Raw genomic sequence first — 14,410 nt, forward strand, 5'->3', positions numbered from 1 at the left:
GAATCAATTATGGATTCACCGTCCGGCTTTTTAACTTGACTAGAAGTTTCTCCAGCCTTGTTTTCCTTTGCCAGTCAGAAAATTAACTATTGGGAGTAGTTATCAAGCAATTTGTTAATCGTTTTTACGTTTCTTCAGACCAGCAAGGCCTAACATGGTTGTCAATCCAGCAAGTCCTAATCCAGCAACTGCGGCGGATTGGTCATTACCAGTTTGTGGCAATGCATGCTTGTTATTATTAGCGTTGTTGCTAGCACCATTGTTGGTGTTCTTAACGTCGCCATTGTTGTTAGCAATGCCATTACCTTCGCCGTTACCGTTGTTATGATCACCATTGTCACCTGGAGTTGGTGTTGGCGTGGTGTTACCACCCTTGTCATGGTTACCATTATCGGCCTGGGTGTAGGTAATATTTACTTCAGTGTCGCCAGTAGTAGCTTCAACCTTTTGAGCATCAACCTTAGCTTGGCTAGGTGTATAACCATCAAAGGTTGGTGCATCAAATTCAGGCCAAGCACTATTAGCGTTGGCGTCAATTACAAAGTGACCATCGACAACCTTACCTAATTTCCAGTCACCGTACTTAGTATTTTTACCTTTACCATAAGCATTAGGATTCGTTGAAACCGTCTTCGTCCGACCGAACCAAACAGTTTGCTTAGTGGTGTTAATTGCACCAGTAGTTGGATCCGTGACGTTGATCGTCCGAGTTGGGTGAGCGAACATGTCACTGCTTTCACCTGGGTTGGTTGGGTCGATGTTGTGGTCATCAGGGTTTGTGGCCTTAGTGTAAGCAACTGTGACATTCGCATTAGCAGTGTCAGCTGTGATATTGTTGTTAGCTGCAACCTTAATAGCATTCTTGCCATCAACAGTTGAAGTGTAGCCATCTACTTGGTCGACATCGTATTCCTCCCAAGCACCAGTGGTTGCCTTAGCACCGTTGGACTTCCAAGTGTTGCCGTCCTTAGTAGCAACCGTCCATGGGGTCCAATGCATCTGACCATCAGGATCAATTGTTTCAGCAACTTGACCTTCACCACCACGAACGAAGTGAACGTCTTGGGTAACTGTTTGAGTTGTACCATCAGTCTTGTAAATGGTAATCGTCCGCACAACATCCCTGTTCATGTCCTTGTTAGTTGGATCATAGTTGACCTTGGTTGAACTCTTCTTAACAATAACTGGAATCGTGAACCCATCAGATTCGACATTATATGAACCTGGGTAAGTTACAATTTCGTAGCCTTCAGGAAGGCTTTGATCAGCTAAGTCATGCAGCAAGGCAGCAGTTAAGGTGTCACCTTTATTACTCTTGATTTCAACACCTGACTTACCAGCCTTGGTATTAACTGGCTTACCATCTTCAGTTTGGTAAACCAGGTTACCAGTTGCGTTGAAGGTTTCACCGCTCTTCAGAGTTAATGGAACCTCAATGGTATCTGGAGTTGCACTTACGTTAGTCAAACCAGCTTGGTAAGTGTAACCATCTGCAATCTGGTAGTTGCTTGGAACATTACCATCAATCGTACTCTTCAATGTGTCAGCAGAGACATCGGAGCCCTTCTTGATGTTATTGATGTTGATTGTAGCAATTTCCTTGCCATTGTAAGTGTAGACAATCTTTTGACTGAATTCAGTCTTATCTTGATCAGTCTTACCAGCGTCTGGGTCAGCAATTACGTTAATTGCTGCTGGAACATCCAGGTAAGTACCGTCATTAAAGATAATCCGTACAACACCCTTTACACCATTAGCAACTGTCGCCGTTAATGGTTGACCATTTGGTGCCCAAGTCATTGTGAATTGCTTCTTAGCATCAGTGCCTTCAACGTAGGCTAAGACTTGAGGCGCATTTGGATTTACATTTTGACCATTCCAGCCAGCTTGACCAAGGTCAGTTACATCGATTAATTGACGGTATTTATCTTGCGTTAAGTTCGAAATATCTTCACCCTGCTTGAAGGTTAAAGTCTTACCAGTAGTTGCACCATAGAAGTTGAAGTAGACATTTGACCAGCTACTGCTATTGCCGATGCCAATGTATTGACGTAAGTCACCTAACTTATAATTCATGCGCCAGTGTGAGTTCCCTGGCAAGCTTTCTCCATCAGTAGTTTGTTCTGGTGAGTCGGGTGCTTGTGCTTGATCGTATAAGATCGAACCAGTGTCATCAGTAGTTACCTTCCAGTTAGTGTTTGGTGTTAAAACACCATTACCCGCTGGCACCCAACTAATTTGGGTAGCACTTGCATCGAAGCTCTTGCCATTGTCACCAACGTACTTGTCACCCTGAAGAGTGTAGGTTACCTTGTGACCATAATTATTACCACCTTGCCAATCATATTGGTATTCGATAGTAGTGTATCGAGCTTCCGCCACTGGAATTTCATACCCATTGGTAGTCCGGTGAACTGGAACAGTTGGTGTAGTAAAACTAATTGATGATTGGTTTCCATACCAGGTATTATGCTCATGATCCATCCCAGTAACAGTAACTGGTGCTGTAATAGTTTGGTCTGGCTTACCCGGAACTTTAACCGTTACTGGAACTTCATAATGACCCGGAGTAACATCAGCGCCTGGTTTCAAGGTAATTGTACCAGTTGATGGATCTACAGTGGCCCAAGTTGGAACATTGTTACCAGTCCCCTTAGTAAAGGTCGTCCCTTCTGGAGTCTTTGTGTCAGAAATAACTGGATCAGTTACGATTTTACCTGGTTCTACAGAAACTGGCTTGTAACTTGGAGCATATTCACCTTCAGGAACAACTTCAATTGAACCAGGCTTAGTTGGAACATCTAAGTAGGTGAAGTTGCCTTGTGCGTCCTTATCAGTAAATGTCAGTCTGATAGTTGCACTAGTATCGCCAGCCTTAGGAGTAGTGGCCCAAGTTGCGTTGTACTTAATGCCAGCCTTATCTAAGTTAGTAGTATCAATTAATGCCTTGCCTTGTGCAGAAGTCAAGCTTTGACCCTCAACAACCCTAACTGGAGTAGTAACGTCCTTAGCAGTTGCCCCTGGAGCAACAATAGTCATTTCGTTGCTATCAACTGTTGTGTCATCAACAGTTACTGAAACGGTCCCTGTTAAGTTTTTACTTGCGGTTGGAGTAGTGACAACAGTATTTGGAGTTTCACCACTCCAGGCAATCTTAGCGGTTGACTTATCAATTGGATCAACCTTGCTTGAAACAGTACCATCTGGGTTAATAGTGTAATGGTTAATTGCTGAAACTGCATTATTAGCCATCTTAGCTGGGTCCATGCTATTGACTGAGGTTTCGTGGGCCTTTACAGCTGCAGGATCCGTGACAACTGCATAAGCACCAGTTGCCTTCTTTGGACCATTCGGATCTGAAGGATTTACTAGTTCAGTAGTGATTGTACCGGTATGAACAGTATCCCCAATGTAAACTGGAACGTTAACCGTGTCAGTTGACTTATCTGGGTAAGTTACAGTAACTGGAACAGTAGTTAAACCAGTCTTGCTGTTATCCTTAGTTGGCGCAATCGTTAACTTACCTGTAGATGAATCAACAGTCGCAAACGGAACTTGACTTGGATTGCTAATTTCGTACTTAGTACCTTCTGGAGCCCTACTATCTGGGTTGATCGTAATAGTGCCATCCTGCTTAGTAGTGTAAGTAGGATCCTCAGTCTTAGTTTCGTCTTGCTTGACGTTCATTGGATCGTAAGTAGGTTGGTAAAGATCGCTGTCTTGGTCTTGGTTGTTGGTAATGTTTAATGGGATGTTTACAAAATCAACGCTGCCATCTTCATAAGTTACCTTAGCCCATGCTGACTTATCAGTAGTCTTCAAGTTACCAGTTGGGTTGGTTGGCGCTGATTGGGTACCCATTAAACTAGTCCATTCAGTTGCATCAGTAGAAGGATCATACCAAGTTACAGTTGTCTTAAGATCAGGAACGACCTTGCTAGTTGAACCGTCATTTTCGATGTAATCTTTAATACCATCAGCAGCCTTCAAATCTGCCAATGTTTGATTGGTTTTACCGTTAATCGTTTGGGTTTCAGGTTGATACTTGTCACTATCCTTAACAGTAACGGCAGGAGTATTAAGTAACTTAGTACCCATTGCTAGCCGTTGAGGAGTCCAGTAGTTAAAGTTATTCAAGAATTGAACTAAGTATGGTTCATAATAGTCAGAACCATCAGGAGCTGTCCCTTGAACAATAATTCCTTGATCAGAATCTTTATTTACCTTTTGACCACCGTTATATTGGTATGAGTTCAAGCCTGATTGTGAAGGTGCCATTGATACAGTACCATTTGAGTGTAAGAACTTAAGTTGACCCTTTTGGTTTTCTGGAGCAGTTTGACCAGCGGCGGCAAAACCTGAACTTGCATTCGTCCCCCAGTTGTTCATTGAACTAACATTATTAACAATCCAAGTAAAACTTGGCGACTTGGTCATGTTAGCTTCATCCCACTGAGCAATTGGTGATTGAGCAATTGTAACCCCGTTAGGTTGACCTTCGAGATAAACCAAATCTCCACCATTTTTTGGTAAAGCATTCAATCGTTGTAAGTTTACGTAACCAGGATTAGTGAAGTTAACAAATGATTTAACACTTGAACCACAAACAGCAATCATTCCTAAACCGGTCTGACTAGCTGAATCCTGCAAATCTAAGGTGGCTCCTTGGTTAACGTTAACGGTAAAGTCACCTTTTAATAGCCCAGCAGAACCAGAACCCATTGAAATAATTGGACTCAGTGTTTCACCGGTAGCAGTCCGCACAACCTTAATAATACCATTATCATTAATTGTATTAGCATCTTGGTTAGTTAAGTTAGCTGGATAACCAACACCGATAGAAAGGACACCGTATTGACCACTATTAAAGTTGGCAATCGTTTTATCAGTATTTTGAAGTTGTTGGGTTTGAACTTCCAAATCACCAGTCTTGCCAACGTTTAAGTTACCAGCAAGCACGGCGATGGAGTGACCAGTACCCATATTAATATTAACGGTACCATCAATATTTACAGTACCAGTGGTGGCATTAGCAGTAACAATTCCCTTAACGTCCTTACCACCGTTAACATTTAAGGTAGCCCCTTGCTTAACGTCTAAGGTATAAGAATCGGCTGTATCTGGTTGGGAAGTCCGAATTGCCGCACCACCATATTGCAAGTTGTATGATGATGTTCTGGTCATATTAACAGTTGTCGTCCCATCTTCAACAATGATATTTCCGGCTGTAATAGCATCACCAGCATCACCAGGGGTAGAACCGCCGGTATATCCATTACTGGTTAAATTATTGTTACCTTTAAGAACTAAGGTGTAAGCTTCACCACTAATATCAGCTGCTCCCATCCAGTTAGTCATAAAGCCGCTAATAATTGGTCGGTCAGTTACATCTGCATTAACATTATTGAAAGTAACCTTAATATTCTTTTGGTTTTCCTTAGTTACGGCTGCGTTATCACCAGCCCAGGCAGCCCCAAAGTAAATCGGACTGTATTGGTGACCATCAAAAGTAGCTGCATTGATATTAAGGTTATCAAAGGTGATATCCCAATTTGGATTTTCTTTAGTTTGGTTATTTTTGGTTATTATTGGTAAACTTGAGTGAATATTTACCAAAATCTAACGAATGACTATTACCTTCGATAGTAACTTTCCGGGCAATTCCTTTCTGATTAAGGTTAAGATATCCCTTATCAGCAACAGGCTTTGGCGTTGAAATACCATCAACCTTTCCTGTAACGGTGATGTCACCAGTTAAATTAATTTGGTTGACGTTTGCATCGTTCAATGCATTTACAAATTCTGACCAGCTAGAAACGTCCTGTGAATTTTGTACAGTTGCGGTTTTATTTGCATCAACTTGTGATGGCGTTACCGGATTAGTCGCTGGTTGTGGGGTAACTTGCTGATCATTAGTTTCTTGCTTTAGAGTAGCAGCATCAGTTGTTTCTTGACCCCTATTTGTATTCTGTTGATCTCCATTAGTCGTTGGTTGATCTACAGGTTGCTCTTGATCCGTATTGGAAGCAGTACTATTACCGTCATTAGTTGCAGCAGTCTCTTGTCCTGCGGGAGTAGTGGTTGTATTAGTATTGGTATTCGCGGAAGCATTCAAGCCCATAAAAGTGAACCCAATCAAAACGGAAGCAACTCCAACAGTTAACTTCTTAATTGCGAAACGTTGTTTCTTCGGTTCTTGTTTACGAAGATATTCATTTTGATTATTACTTGATAACATTTTATGACCTCCAATTAGTAATTTGCTTTACAGTCATTACTGTATTGTTTAAAAGTTCAAGTTTCAAACATAAAAATTGCATAATTCTTTTAATTCCCTATTGGCTAGGGCCTTCAAGCCCTAAAAAGAAATTCTTGATATATGATTTTTTTCATATCAATAATTCTTCGATAAGCCACCTTATCCCTTTTACATCAAGGGCTGTAGCCGTTTTCTGCGATTTTTATCAAATAATAACAAACGGCCCATTTTTGGCATTCCATTTATCAATGATTTGATAAAAATTCATCACTTTTTCGATTTATGAACAAATTTTCGTGAAATATTAATTACAAAATCAATCACTTATTATCGGTTAATACTGCCTTTCCACAAATCACTAACAAAATTAAATCGGCTAAATTTATAAATCATTCTTAATTGTCCTTCGCTAATTGACTGTTTTATTTATCAACATAAAAACGGGAATGTCCATCAATTGGACATTCCCGTTTTTAAATCAACTACTTATTAACTGAATGGTGTAATTGCAAAACTAAACTCATAGTCATGATCAGCAGGCAGGGTTGCATCTTTTTCAACTGCAGCTCCCCAACTATCAATTCCCCCAACACCACGAACTGCTCCGGCAATCACCAGAACCGTTCGCCGGGCAGCTGGCAATTCTTCAATATGGGTTGCGTTTTCTAATTCTTCTGCCGTATACGGCAACAAACTGAAATTAAATGGCTGGCCAATTTGTTCAAACTTCAGCGTAAATGGTTGCGGATGCAGATTAGCATTATTTTGCGTTGTTTCACGTGTAACTTTTAATGCACTCGTCCGCATGTGCATCCCCATCTCCTGTGGAACCAGGTATGGAGTTAATGGTAAGCCATCGATGTGATACGTTCCCTCTTGTCCGCCAGCCAGCTGATCTGGGTAGGTTTCGCCCGAGAGCCCGGTGTAGGTAAAGCCAGTCGCCTTCGTTGGCATGACCATCCGCACACCGAAAACCGGGAGTTCAGGAAGTTCCTTTTCCCCATAATAATGCGCACTAGCTTGAATCCGACCGTTGCTCTCCACAATGTAAGTCACAGATGTTTGGACAACTGGTATTGTAGCAGTTGAATAGGTAAATTTGATTGTTACCTTTTCTGCTGTTTCGTTCCCGGAAAAACGATTATTTAATGGTGCAATTGGCAGTTCAGCGAAGTGATGATCGTCTACCGTAAGTTCAATTGCCGTGCATTTAGGAAACATATCTGCACCGAGCCACTGCGCACTATGATATGAAAAGCCATTGCCAAGATCGTTGCTGGTACTTGCCCGCCAGTAAGTTGGGTAAATTGGTCGATACAGCCATTCGCGATCGTTAATTTTCAAAGATTCCATACTTCCTCGTTCATAGCTAAAGAGGTATTCAAAACCATTCCCATGTAAACCGAGCACCCCATCACCATAAACTACGTGCATTTTATTTGAGTTGGCCATAGTAGTATTTCACCTCCTGCATTGCGGGTTTAGGAACCCGGTTTGCAAACATTAAACCATCTCCAGAAAAGTCTGCATCTGTATGCCGATCATCAAAATCACCGCCATACCGCATTGCTAATTGTCCCGTTACTGGATCCGTAACTTGGATGGCTTGGTCGATAAAGTCCCAAATAAAGCCACCACAATAAACAGGATATTTCTTGATCAAATCAACATAGGCCTGCATCCCACCAACGGAATTGCCCATGGAGTGCATGTATTCACATTCCATAAACGGTTTATCAGGATTATTTTTCAAATATTCTTCCACATCTTTCGGTGGCAGGTACATCCGACTTTCAAAATCAGAAATTCGGTCCCGATATTCAGGATTTTGACAAACTCCTTCATAATGAACCAGTCGGGTATCATCATGTTGCTTGTAAAATTGCTGCATCGCCGCAATATTGTCTCCGGCGTATGATTCATTTCCCAGTGACCAGAAGAGAATACTTGGGTGATTTTTAAAGGTTTCGTAGTTAGTGCGTGCGCGATCTAAGACAACATCACGCCACTCTGGCACTGAGCCCGGCACATTATATGATGGTTCCACTGCCCCCATCTTTTGCCAAGTTCCATGCGATTCCAGATTATTTTCTGCCATCATGTAAATGCCATTTTGATCACAAAGGTAATACCACGGGATTTGGTCAGAATAGTGACAGGTCCGCACCGCATTAATATTATTTTCCCGAAACGTTGTGATATCTTGTTTCATATCTGCTAATGTTATGCAGCGGCCCGTCCGACAATTCCATTCATGACGGTTAACACCGTTAATAATCAGGCGTTGACCATTCAGTTTTAACACGTGATCGGCATCAATTTCGACGCGGCGGAACCCAAATTGATACGGAATAACTTCTAATAGTTGACCAGCTGGATCATGCACCACAATTTCCAGACGGTAGAGATACGGATCCTGGTTAGCCCACAAATGAACCTCGGGAATGGTTCCCGATTGAATCGTTAAGGTTTCTGCCACACTTTGGTCCGTGCGCAAAATTGTCTGTCCTGACTGATCTTGTGCAGTAATTGATACCGTCCCCGCCATGGTTCCCGCCATTTTGAGATTTACCAATAGTTGCCCAGATGTGTAATCATCATTGACGGTTGGCTTAATCAACAAATCTTCGACATGAGTATCGGGAACGGCCTGCAAGGTCACGTTACGAAAAATCCCTGAAAAGCGGAACATATCCTGATCTTCTAGGTAAGATGCCGTACTGTGTTTAAAAACGGCCACCGCTAGCACATTGTTTTCTTCTCGCAAAAAAGGCGTTAAATCAAATTCACTCGGGGTAAAACTATCCTCGGCATAACCAACGAATTGACCGTTTAGCCATACGTACATGGCTCGTTCAACACCAGCAAACTGCACCCGGACGTGATGGCCTTGCAATCCCGGTTGTAAATCAAAGTGGGTTCGATAACAGCCTACCGAATTATCATCCGCAGCTGAAAATTGCCCATGTACAATCTCCTGACCATTTGTAAATGGTGGGCGTCGAAAATGATGCCCTTCCCAAGGATACAGAGTGTTAATGTACTGATTTTGGGCATAACCGGCCAACTCGATCATGCTGGGAACCTGAATCCAATCCCAATCATGATCATCATAATCTGGTTGCATAAAATCTTGCGGTTGATCCTGTGGCGTCTTGGCAAAGGTAAACCGCCACCGACCATTTAATGATTGGTAAAAACTACTTTTTTGATTGGCTAATTGTCGATAATTTTGATACCAATCGTGGTCGCTGTGGGCCGCAATTTGGTTGACCCGAAAAACCCGGGGATCGTCTAACCATTCTAATTGTGCATGCATGTAAATCCCTCCTTGTAATGTTATCGCTTACATTGGCTTGTTAAATAAAGGGCTGAGCCAATCCTCAGCCTATTTTTTTGTTGATGCCCGTTTGACTAACTTTGTACCAACCACAACTCTCATGGGGGTAAAATCTTCACTCCCCCGTCGCATTTTAACTTGTTGAACAGCCATCTCCGCCATTTCATCAATCGAAACTCGAATGGCTGTCAATGGTGGATACGTATAGTGGGTTAATGTTGTGTCGCCAAAACTCATTACCGCTAATTCTTCTGGCACTGCCACTTTAACTTCATGCAGGTACCGCAATGCTCCGACCGCCATTGCATCATTCGCCACAAAAACCGCATCTGGGCGTGGCGAACCCGCTAATAGTTGTTTCATCAAAGCATAGCCGCTTTGTTCAGAATAATCGCCCGTTACAAACAACTTATTATTGTATTGATCATGCTCGCGTAACACACTTTCAAATACTTGCTGGCGGTCATCAAAAACAATTTCACCGTCCCGGGTCTTTTCCTGACCGGCAATCATTGCGATATTAGTATACCGTGCGGCTAGAAATTCAGCAGCCTGGCGTACTCCGCCATGAAAGTCGGGAATCACCGAATCATAACCATGGGCTAGTTCATCATGGTCGAGAACAACCACATTATGCGTAATGGTCCTTAGTTGCTGAAGCTGCCGTTGACTAAACTTACCAATGGCAATAATCCCGGCCAAAGATGTGGGAATTTGGTCCAAGTGGTCTGCAAAAACGGTCACGGTTTTGAGCCCCGCTTCCTGAGCAGCTCGTTCTACATTAATCCGGGTACTAAGGTAATATAAGTCCCGTAATTCTGTTTCCTGTGGGTACCACTCAACAATGCCCACTTCAGTCGACTGTTGGTTAGCGGGTTGGTGATGCTTTTTAGTATACGAAAGCTTTTCCGCAATCGTTAAAATCTTGCGCCGGGTGGTTTCACTTACTGACAATTTGGGATCGTGGTTAAGAACTCGTGAAACTGTCGCTAAAGAAACTCCCGCTTGATCTGCAATGTCCTTTAATGTTACTGCCACAAAAAGCCTCCTGATCCGTTATAGTTGATCAATAAATCGTTGCCATCCTGCGTTGCCCGCGTCATCATTTTTAAATACTCCGGCATCCGCTAGCACGTCAGAAAATACTTGAGCCACTTCTTCCTGAAGCACCTCATCCACATTGGCAGCGGTAATCTCCCGTCGTGCCTGAACAGCTTTCGCCCATGGCAGGTGACTATCAGCAATTTGATTATCCTGACCAAGCCAGAATTTTTTGACTTCTGCTAATTCATCCTTCAACCGGGATGGTAAAATGGCCCGTCCCATTACTTCGATCAGGCCAATATTTTCTTTCTTAATGTGCCATAACTCTTCATGTGGATGGAAAATTCCGAGTGGGTATTGATCACTAGTGTTATTATCCCGTAAAACCAAATCTAACACAAACTGGTCACCATTACGGTGCATAATTGGGGTCACGGTATGGTGTCGGGTAGCGCCATCATCCGCCTTAATCTGCAACTGATCATCACTATAATGGTCCCAACTATTAATGATGTGGGTCCCTAAATTAATTAACGCTAATTCATTGTTACTGATTAAGCGTAAATCACTCATCGGCCAGTCCACAATCCCCGCCGTTACGTCTGGATAGTCGGTAAAAGAAATTGATTGCCGGAGTTTAGCCTTCATCATTGGAAAGACGTGCTTACCACCTTGATAATGTTCGTGTGCTAGCATCGAGCCACCAACGATTGGCAAATCTGCGTTGCTACCAACGAAATAATGGGGTAGCTGCTTTTCAATTTCCACTAAATTAATCAGCGTTTGCTGGTTAATCTTCATCGGTTCGTGCTTGGCATCTAAAAAGATGCAGTGCTCATTAAAGTATGCATATGGTGAATATTGGAAACCCCACTGTTTGCCGCCAATCATCATCCGGATAATCCGGTGATTACTCCGGGCAGCATGATCAAGGCGGCCCAAGTAGCCTTCATTTTCCATACACAATGCACATTGCGGATACTTTTTCCCCTTAGCATGGGCAGCCGCCGCAATTGCCTTCGGATCTTTTTCCGGTTTAGATAAATTGATGGTGATCTCTAGTTGATTACCATCTTGGACCCGCTTGGTAAATTCAATATTGCGCTTAATTGCGGATGCTTTAACGTAATTATTGGTGGTGCACAGTTGATAAAACCAATTCGTCGCGGTCTGTGGCGACTCCACGTACTTGTTCCAAAACATTGCGTTCACTGCTGCTGGCGTTGGCGTCAGCAGGTCATATAACTGATCACTTAAGATCTCGCGTGCGGTTGGTCCATCATCAATCTTCTTACGTTGAACAGCTAGATCAACTAATTGATCGACAACCGGACGTTGATCATCATCCACGTCCGCGTCACCAACTAATGCTCGCACCTTATTCATTACATAGGTCTGGTCCAACGGTGCAAACCGGCCACTGGCAATGGCTTGTTTAGCAAACTTTTCAAATAACATTCTGATTCGCGCTCCTTAGTTTAATTGTCGCGGTCCATCAACAATTTCAACATCAAAGAAACTAGCATCATAGCCAACTTTATTACGGTATTCTTCGCCAACCTGCTGTTTCAAGTTTTCAACTTGGTCCTTCTTGACTAGCGCAATGGCACTTCCTGCAAAACCGCCACCAATCATTCGAGCTCCAGCTACTCCCGGAAGCTGCCAAGCTGTGTTTACTAGTGTATCCAGTTCACAACTGGAAACTTCATAGTCGTATGCTAATGAAACGTGAGAAGCATTAATCAGCCGCCCGAGACGTTCCATATCATTCACCTGCATTGCCTTTGTAGCTTCACGTGTCCGTTCATTTTCCGTGACAACATGCCGTACCCGCCGGATCAACACTGCATCATTAATTAAATAGTCATACGCTTCAAAGGTCTTAAAATCGAGATCACTAAGTGACGTAATGCCTAGCTTCTGTTGTAAAAGATGCAGTGCTTCCTGACTTTGCTTAACTCGTTCATTGTAGGCGGAATTAGCTAATGAATGTTTTTTATTAGTGCTCATAATTACCAAGGTATAGTTCGGATCATCCATTGACTTATACTGATAACTCAATGTTGCGCTGTTTAGTAAAACGGCCTGATCCTTCTTGCCCATCCGGACAGCAAACTGATCCATGATTCCGGAACGCAGCCCTAAAAAGTCATTTTCTGTCCGCTGACCTAGCTTAGCCAGTTCAATATTGCTGACAGGTAAATTAAATTCATCCTTTAAGACTTCCCCCATCAGCATTTCGATGGACGCCGATGATGATAGTCCCGAACCATACGGTAGATTACCATAGATATAAAGACTAAATCCCTTATCAATGAGGTAGCCTTCATGTCGTAAATAAGCGAGCATCCCCTTCGGATAATTAGCCCACTGTTCCGAATCCTTCACAATTGGATAACGGTCCGTCACGGGGAATGAAACAATTTCACCCTTAATATTTTCAGAGTATAGCTCCACTTTATCGTCATCGCGTGGCGCAAAGACCCCGTAAGTTCCTAAGCTAATCGCACACGGCATTGATAAACCATCATTATAATCAGTGTGTTCACCAATCAGGTTAATTCGTCCCGGTGAGAAGAAAATATCCTTTCCGGGGCGGTGAAATACTTTTTGGAATCCATCCAGTAACGCTTGCTTTTCCATGAGCAGCCTCCGTTTTCAGTTTAGTAAAGTTCATTAGTAAAATTTTACTAAACTCATGGTAAACCTTTTTGTAAAATTGGTCAACGTCCTTTATTGTTTCACGTGAAACACGATTCATTAATGCGCTACAATAGGTTTAAAAAGTAAGGAGTTCAAACAATGAAGTTTTCTGCAAACGCAATCGTGGAACAAACCCACCTCACCGGTCGGTGGTTTATCCATGATCATTTTTTAATGTCACCACTATTAGGTGCTTCATTAAATTTCACAATTCGTAATAGTGCTTCTTTGTCCATCCAAACGGTAATTAATGCTAACCCCCTTTCTCCTAGCCAGTTCTTTACCTGCCGGATTGATAACGGTCCTTGGCACCGCTGGCCTGCTTCAGATAAAAGTATGACGTTATCATTTTCGCCAGTCTGCCACCAAATCTGTATTATGACTGGTGGAAACTGTGATCTTGATGATGTTTGGAATAAAAATGAAGTGTTCACGATTGCCGGGATGACGGTCGATGATTCGGCTACCATTCAGCCACTTGCTAAATCCACCCGCGTTCTTGTCCTTGGTGATTCCATTACGGCGGGGTGTTGGGTTGATGGTAAACATGCTAGCGTCGACTACCGTCCGGAAAGTAACTACTTGGCAGTTGCACAAGACCTCCTTCCCCAAATTGAAATTCACCGGGTGGCTTATTCGGCGGCTGGAGTACTACGACCAGGAACCGGAAACGTTCCACCAGCTCAGACTTGGCTCACTCAGTTGAATGCTCAACTCGCGGCACCAACGAAGCCATTTAATTTAGTAATCATTGCTTTAGGGGTTAACGACCGGCGCTTCTCCACCAGCGAATTTCGTCAGGCATATACTAAATACGTCAAAACAGTTCAACAACGTTATCATTGTCCAGTCGCATTAATGGTGCCCTTCTTACAAAGCTTTGCTCAGGAAATCAAAACGATTGGTCAGGAAATAAAGATTCCGGTAATACCAACTGTCGACTGGTGTTCAGAAACAGTTGATGGACTGCACCCTAGCCGCCGTGGTTCGTTGACGGCTGGGCAACATTTTGCACAGGCCCTTTTGCAACTGGTACAATAAGGGAAACAGAAAGGAAGTGATCA

8 protein-coding genes are annotated in these 14,410 nt (G+C 42.9%); 1 reads left to right on the top strand and 7 read right to left on the bottom strand.

Annotation, left to right across the window (positions count from 1 at the left end; translation table 11 throughout):
• Positions 1–114: 114 nt before the first annotated feature.
• From HMPREF0501_RS07470 to HMPREF0501_RS07500, 7 genes are all read right to left on the bottom strand, one after another.
• Positions 115–5,616, bottom strand: a complete 5,502-nt coding sequence (locus HMPREF0501_RS07470; RefSeq protein ID WP_050755775.1) for a Rib/alpha-like domain-containing protein — start codon at positions 5,614–5,616, stop codon at positions 115–117.
• Positions 5,573–6,238 (bottom strand): pectate lyase-like adhesive domain-containing protein, encoded by a 666-nt coding sequence (locus tag HMPREF0501_RS08645; protein ID WP_050755776.1) that lies wholly within the window; start codon positions 6,236–6,238, stop codon positions 5,573–5,575. Before HMPREF0501_RS08645 ends, HMPREF0501_RS07470 begins: the two co-directional genes overlap by 44 nt.
• Before the next feature lie 510 nt (positions 6,239–6,748).
• A complete protein-coding gene (locus HMPREF0501_RS07480; RefSeq protein ID WP_006917396.1) occupies positions 6,749–7,711 on the bottom strand; it encodes a beta-galactosidase small subunit in 963 nt (320 codons plus the stop codon).
• Complete coding sequence (locus tag HMPREF0501_RS07485; protein WP_006917397.1) at positions 7,695–9,578, bottom strand: glycoside hydrolase family 2 TIM barrel-domain containing protein; 1,884 nt, start codon at positions 9,576–9,578, stop codon at positions 7,695–7,697. The genes HMPREF0501_RS07480 and HMPREF0501_RS07485 overlap by 17 nt, the downstream gene beginning before the upstream one ends.
• A 69-nt stretch (positions 9,579–9,647) precedes the next feature.
• Complete coding sequence (locus tag HMPREF0501_RS07490; protein WP_006917398.1) at positions 9,648–10,637, bottom strand: LacI family DNA-binding transcriptional regulator; 990 nt, start codon at positions 10,635–10,637, stop codon at positions 9,648–9,650.
• 18 nt (positions 10,638–10,655) lie between these two features.
• Positions 10,656–12,101 carry a UDP-glucose--hexose-1-phosphate uridylyltransferase gene (locus HMPREF0501_RS07495; protein ID WP_006917399.1) on the bottom strand — a complete coding sequence of 482 codons (1,446 nt, stop codon included), beginning with the start codon at positions 12,099–12,101 and terminating at the stop codon, positions 10,656–10,658.
• A gap of 15 nt (positions 12,102–12,116) precedes the next feature.
• Positions 12,117–13,286: a galactokinase gene (locus tag HMPREF0501_RS07500; protein ID WP_040456183.1), complete on the bottom strand. Its 1,170-nt coding sequence runs from the start codon at positions 13,284–13,286 to the stop codon at positions 12,117–12,119.
• Positions 13,287–13,445: 159 nt separating this feature from the next.
• Here HMPREF0501_RS07500 and HMPREF0501_RS07510 point away from each other — a divergent pair, with 159 nt between their 5' ends.
• A complete protein-coding gene (locus HMPREF0501_RS07510) occupies positions 13,446–14,387 on the top strand; it encodes an SGNH/GDSL hydrolase family protein (RefSeq protein WP_006917401.1) in 942 nt (313 codons plus the stop codon).
• The last annotated feature ends 23 nt before the right edge of the window (positions 14,388–14,410 follow it).

Origin of the sequence: Limosilactobacillus coleohominis 101-4-CHN (assembly GCF_000161935.1) — a bacterium.
GTDB classification, from domain to species: Bacteria; Bacillota; Bacilli; order Lactobacillales; family Lactobacillaceae; genus Limosilactobacillus; species Limosilactobacillus coleohominis_A.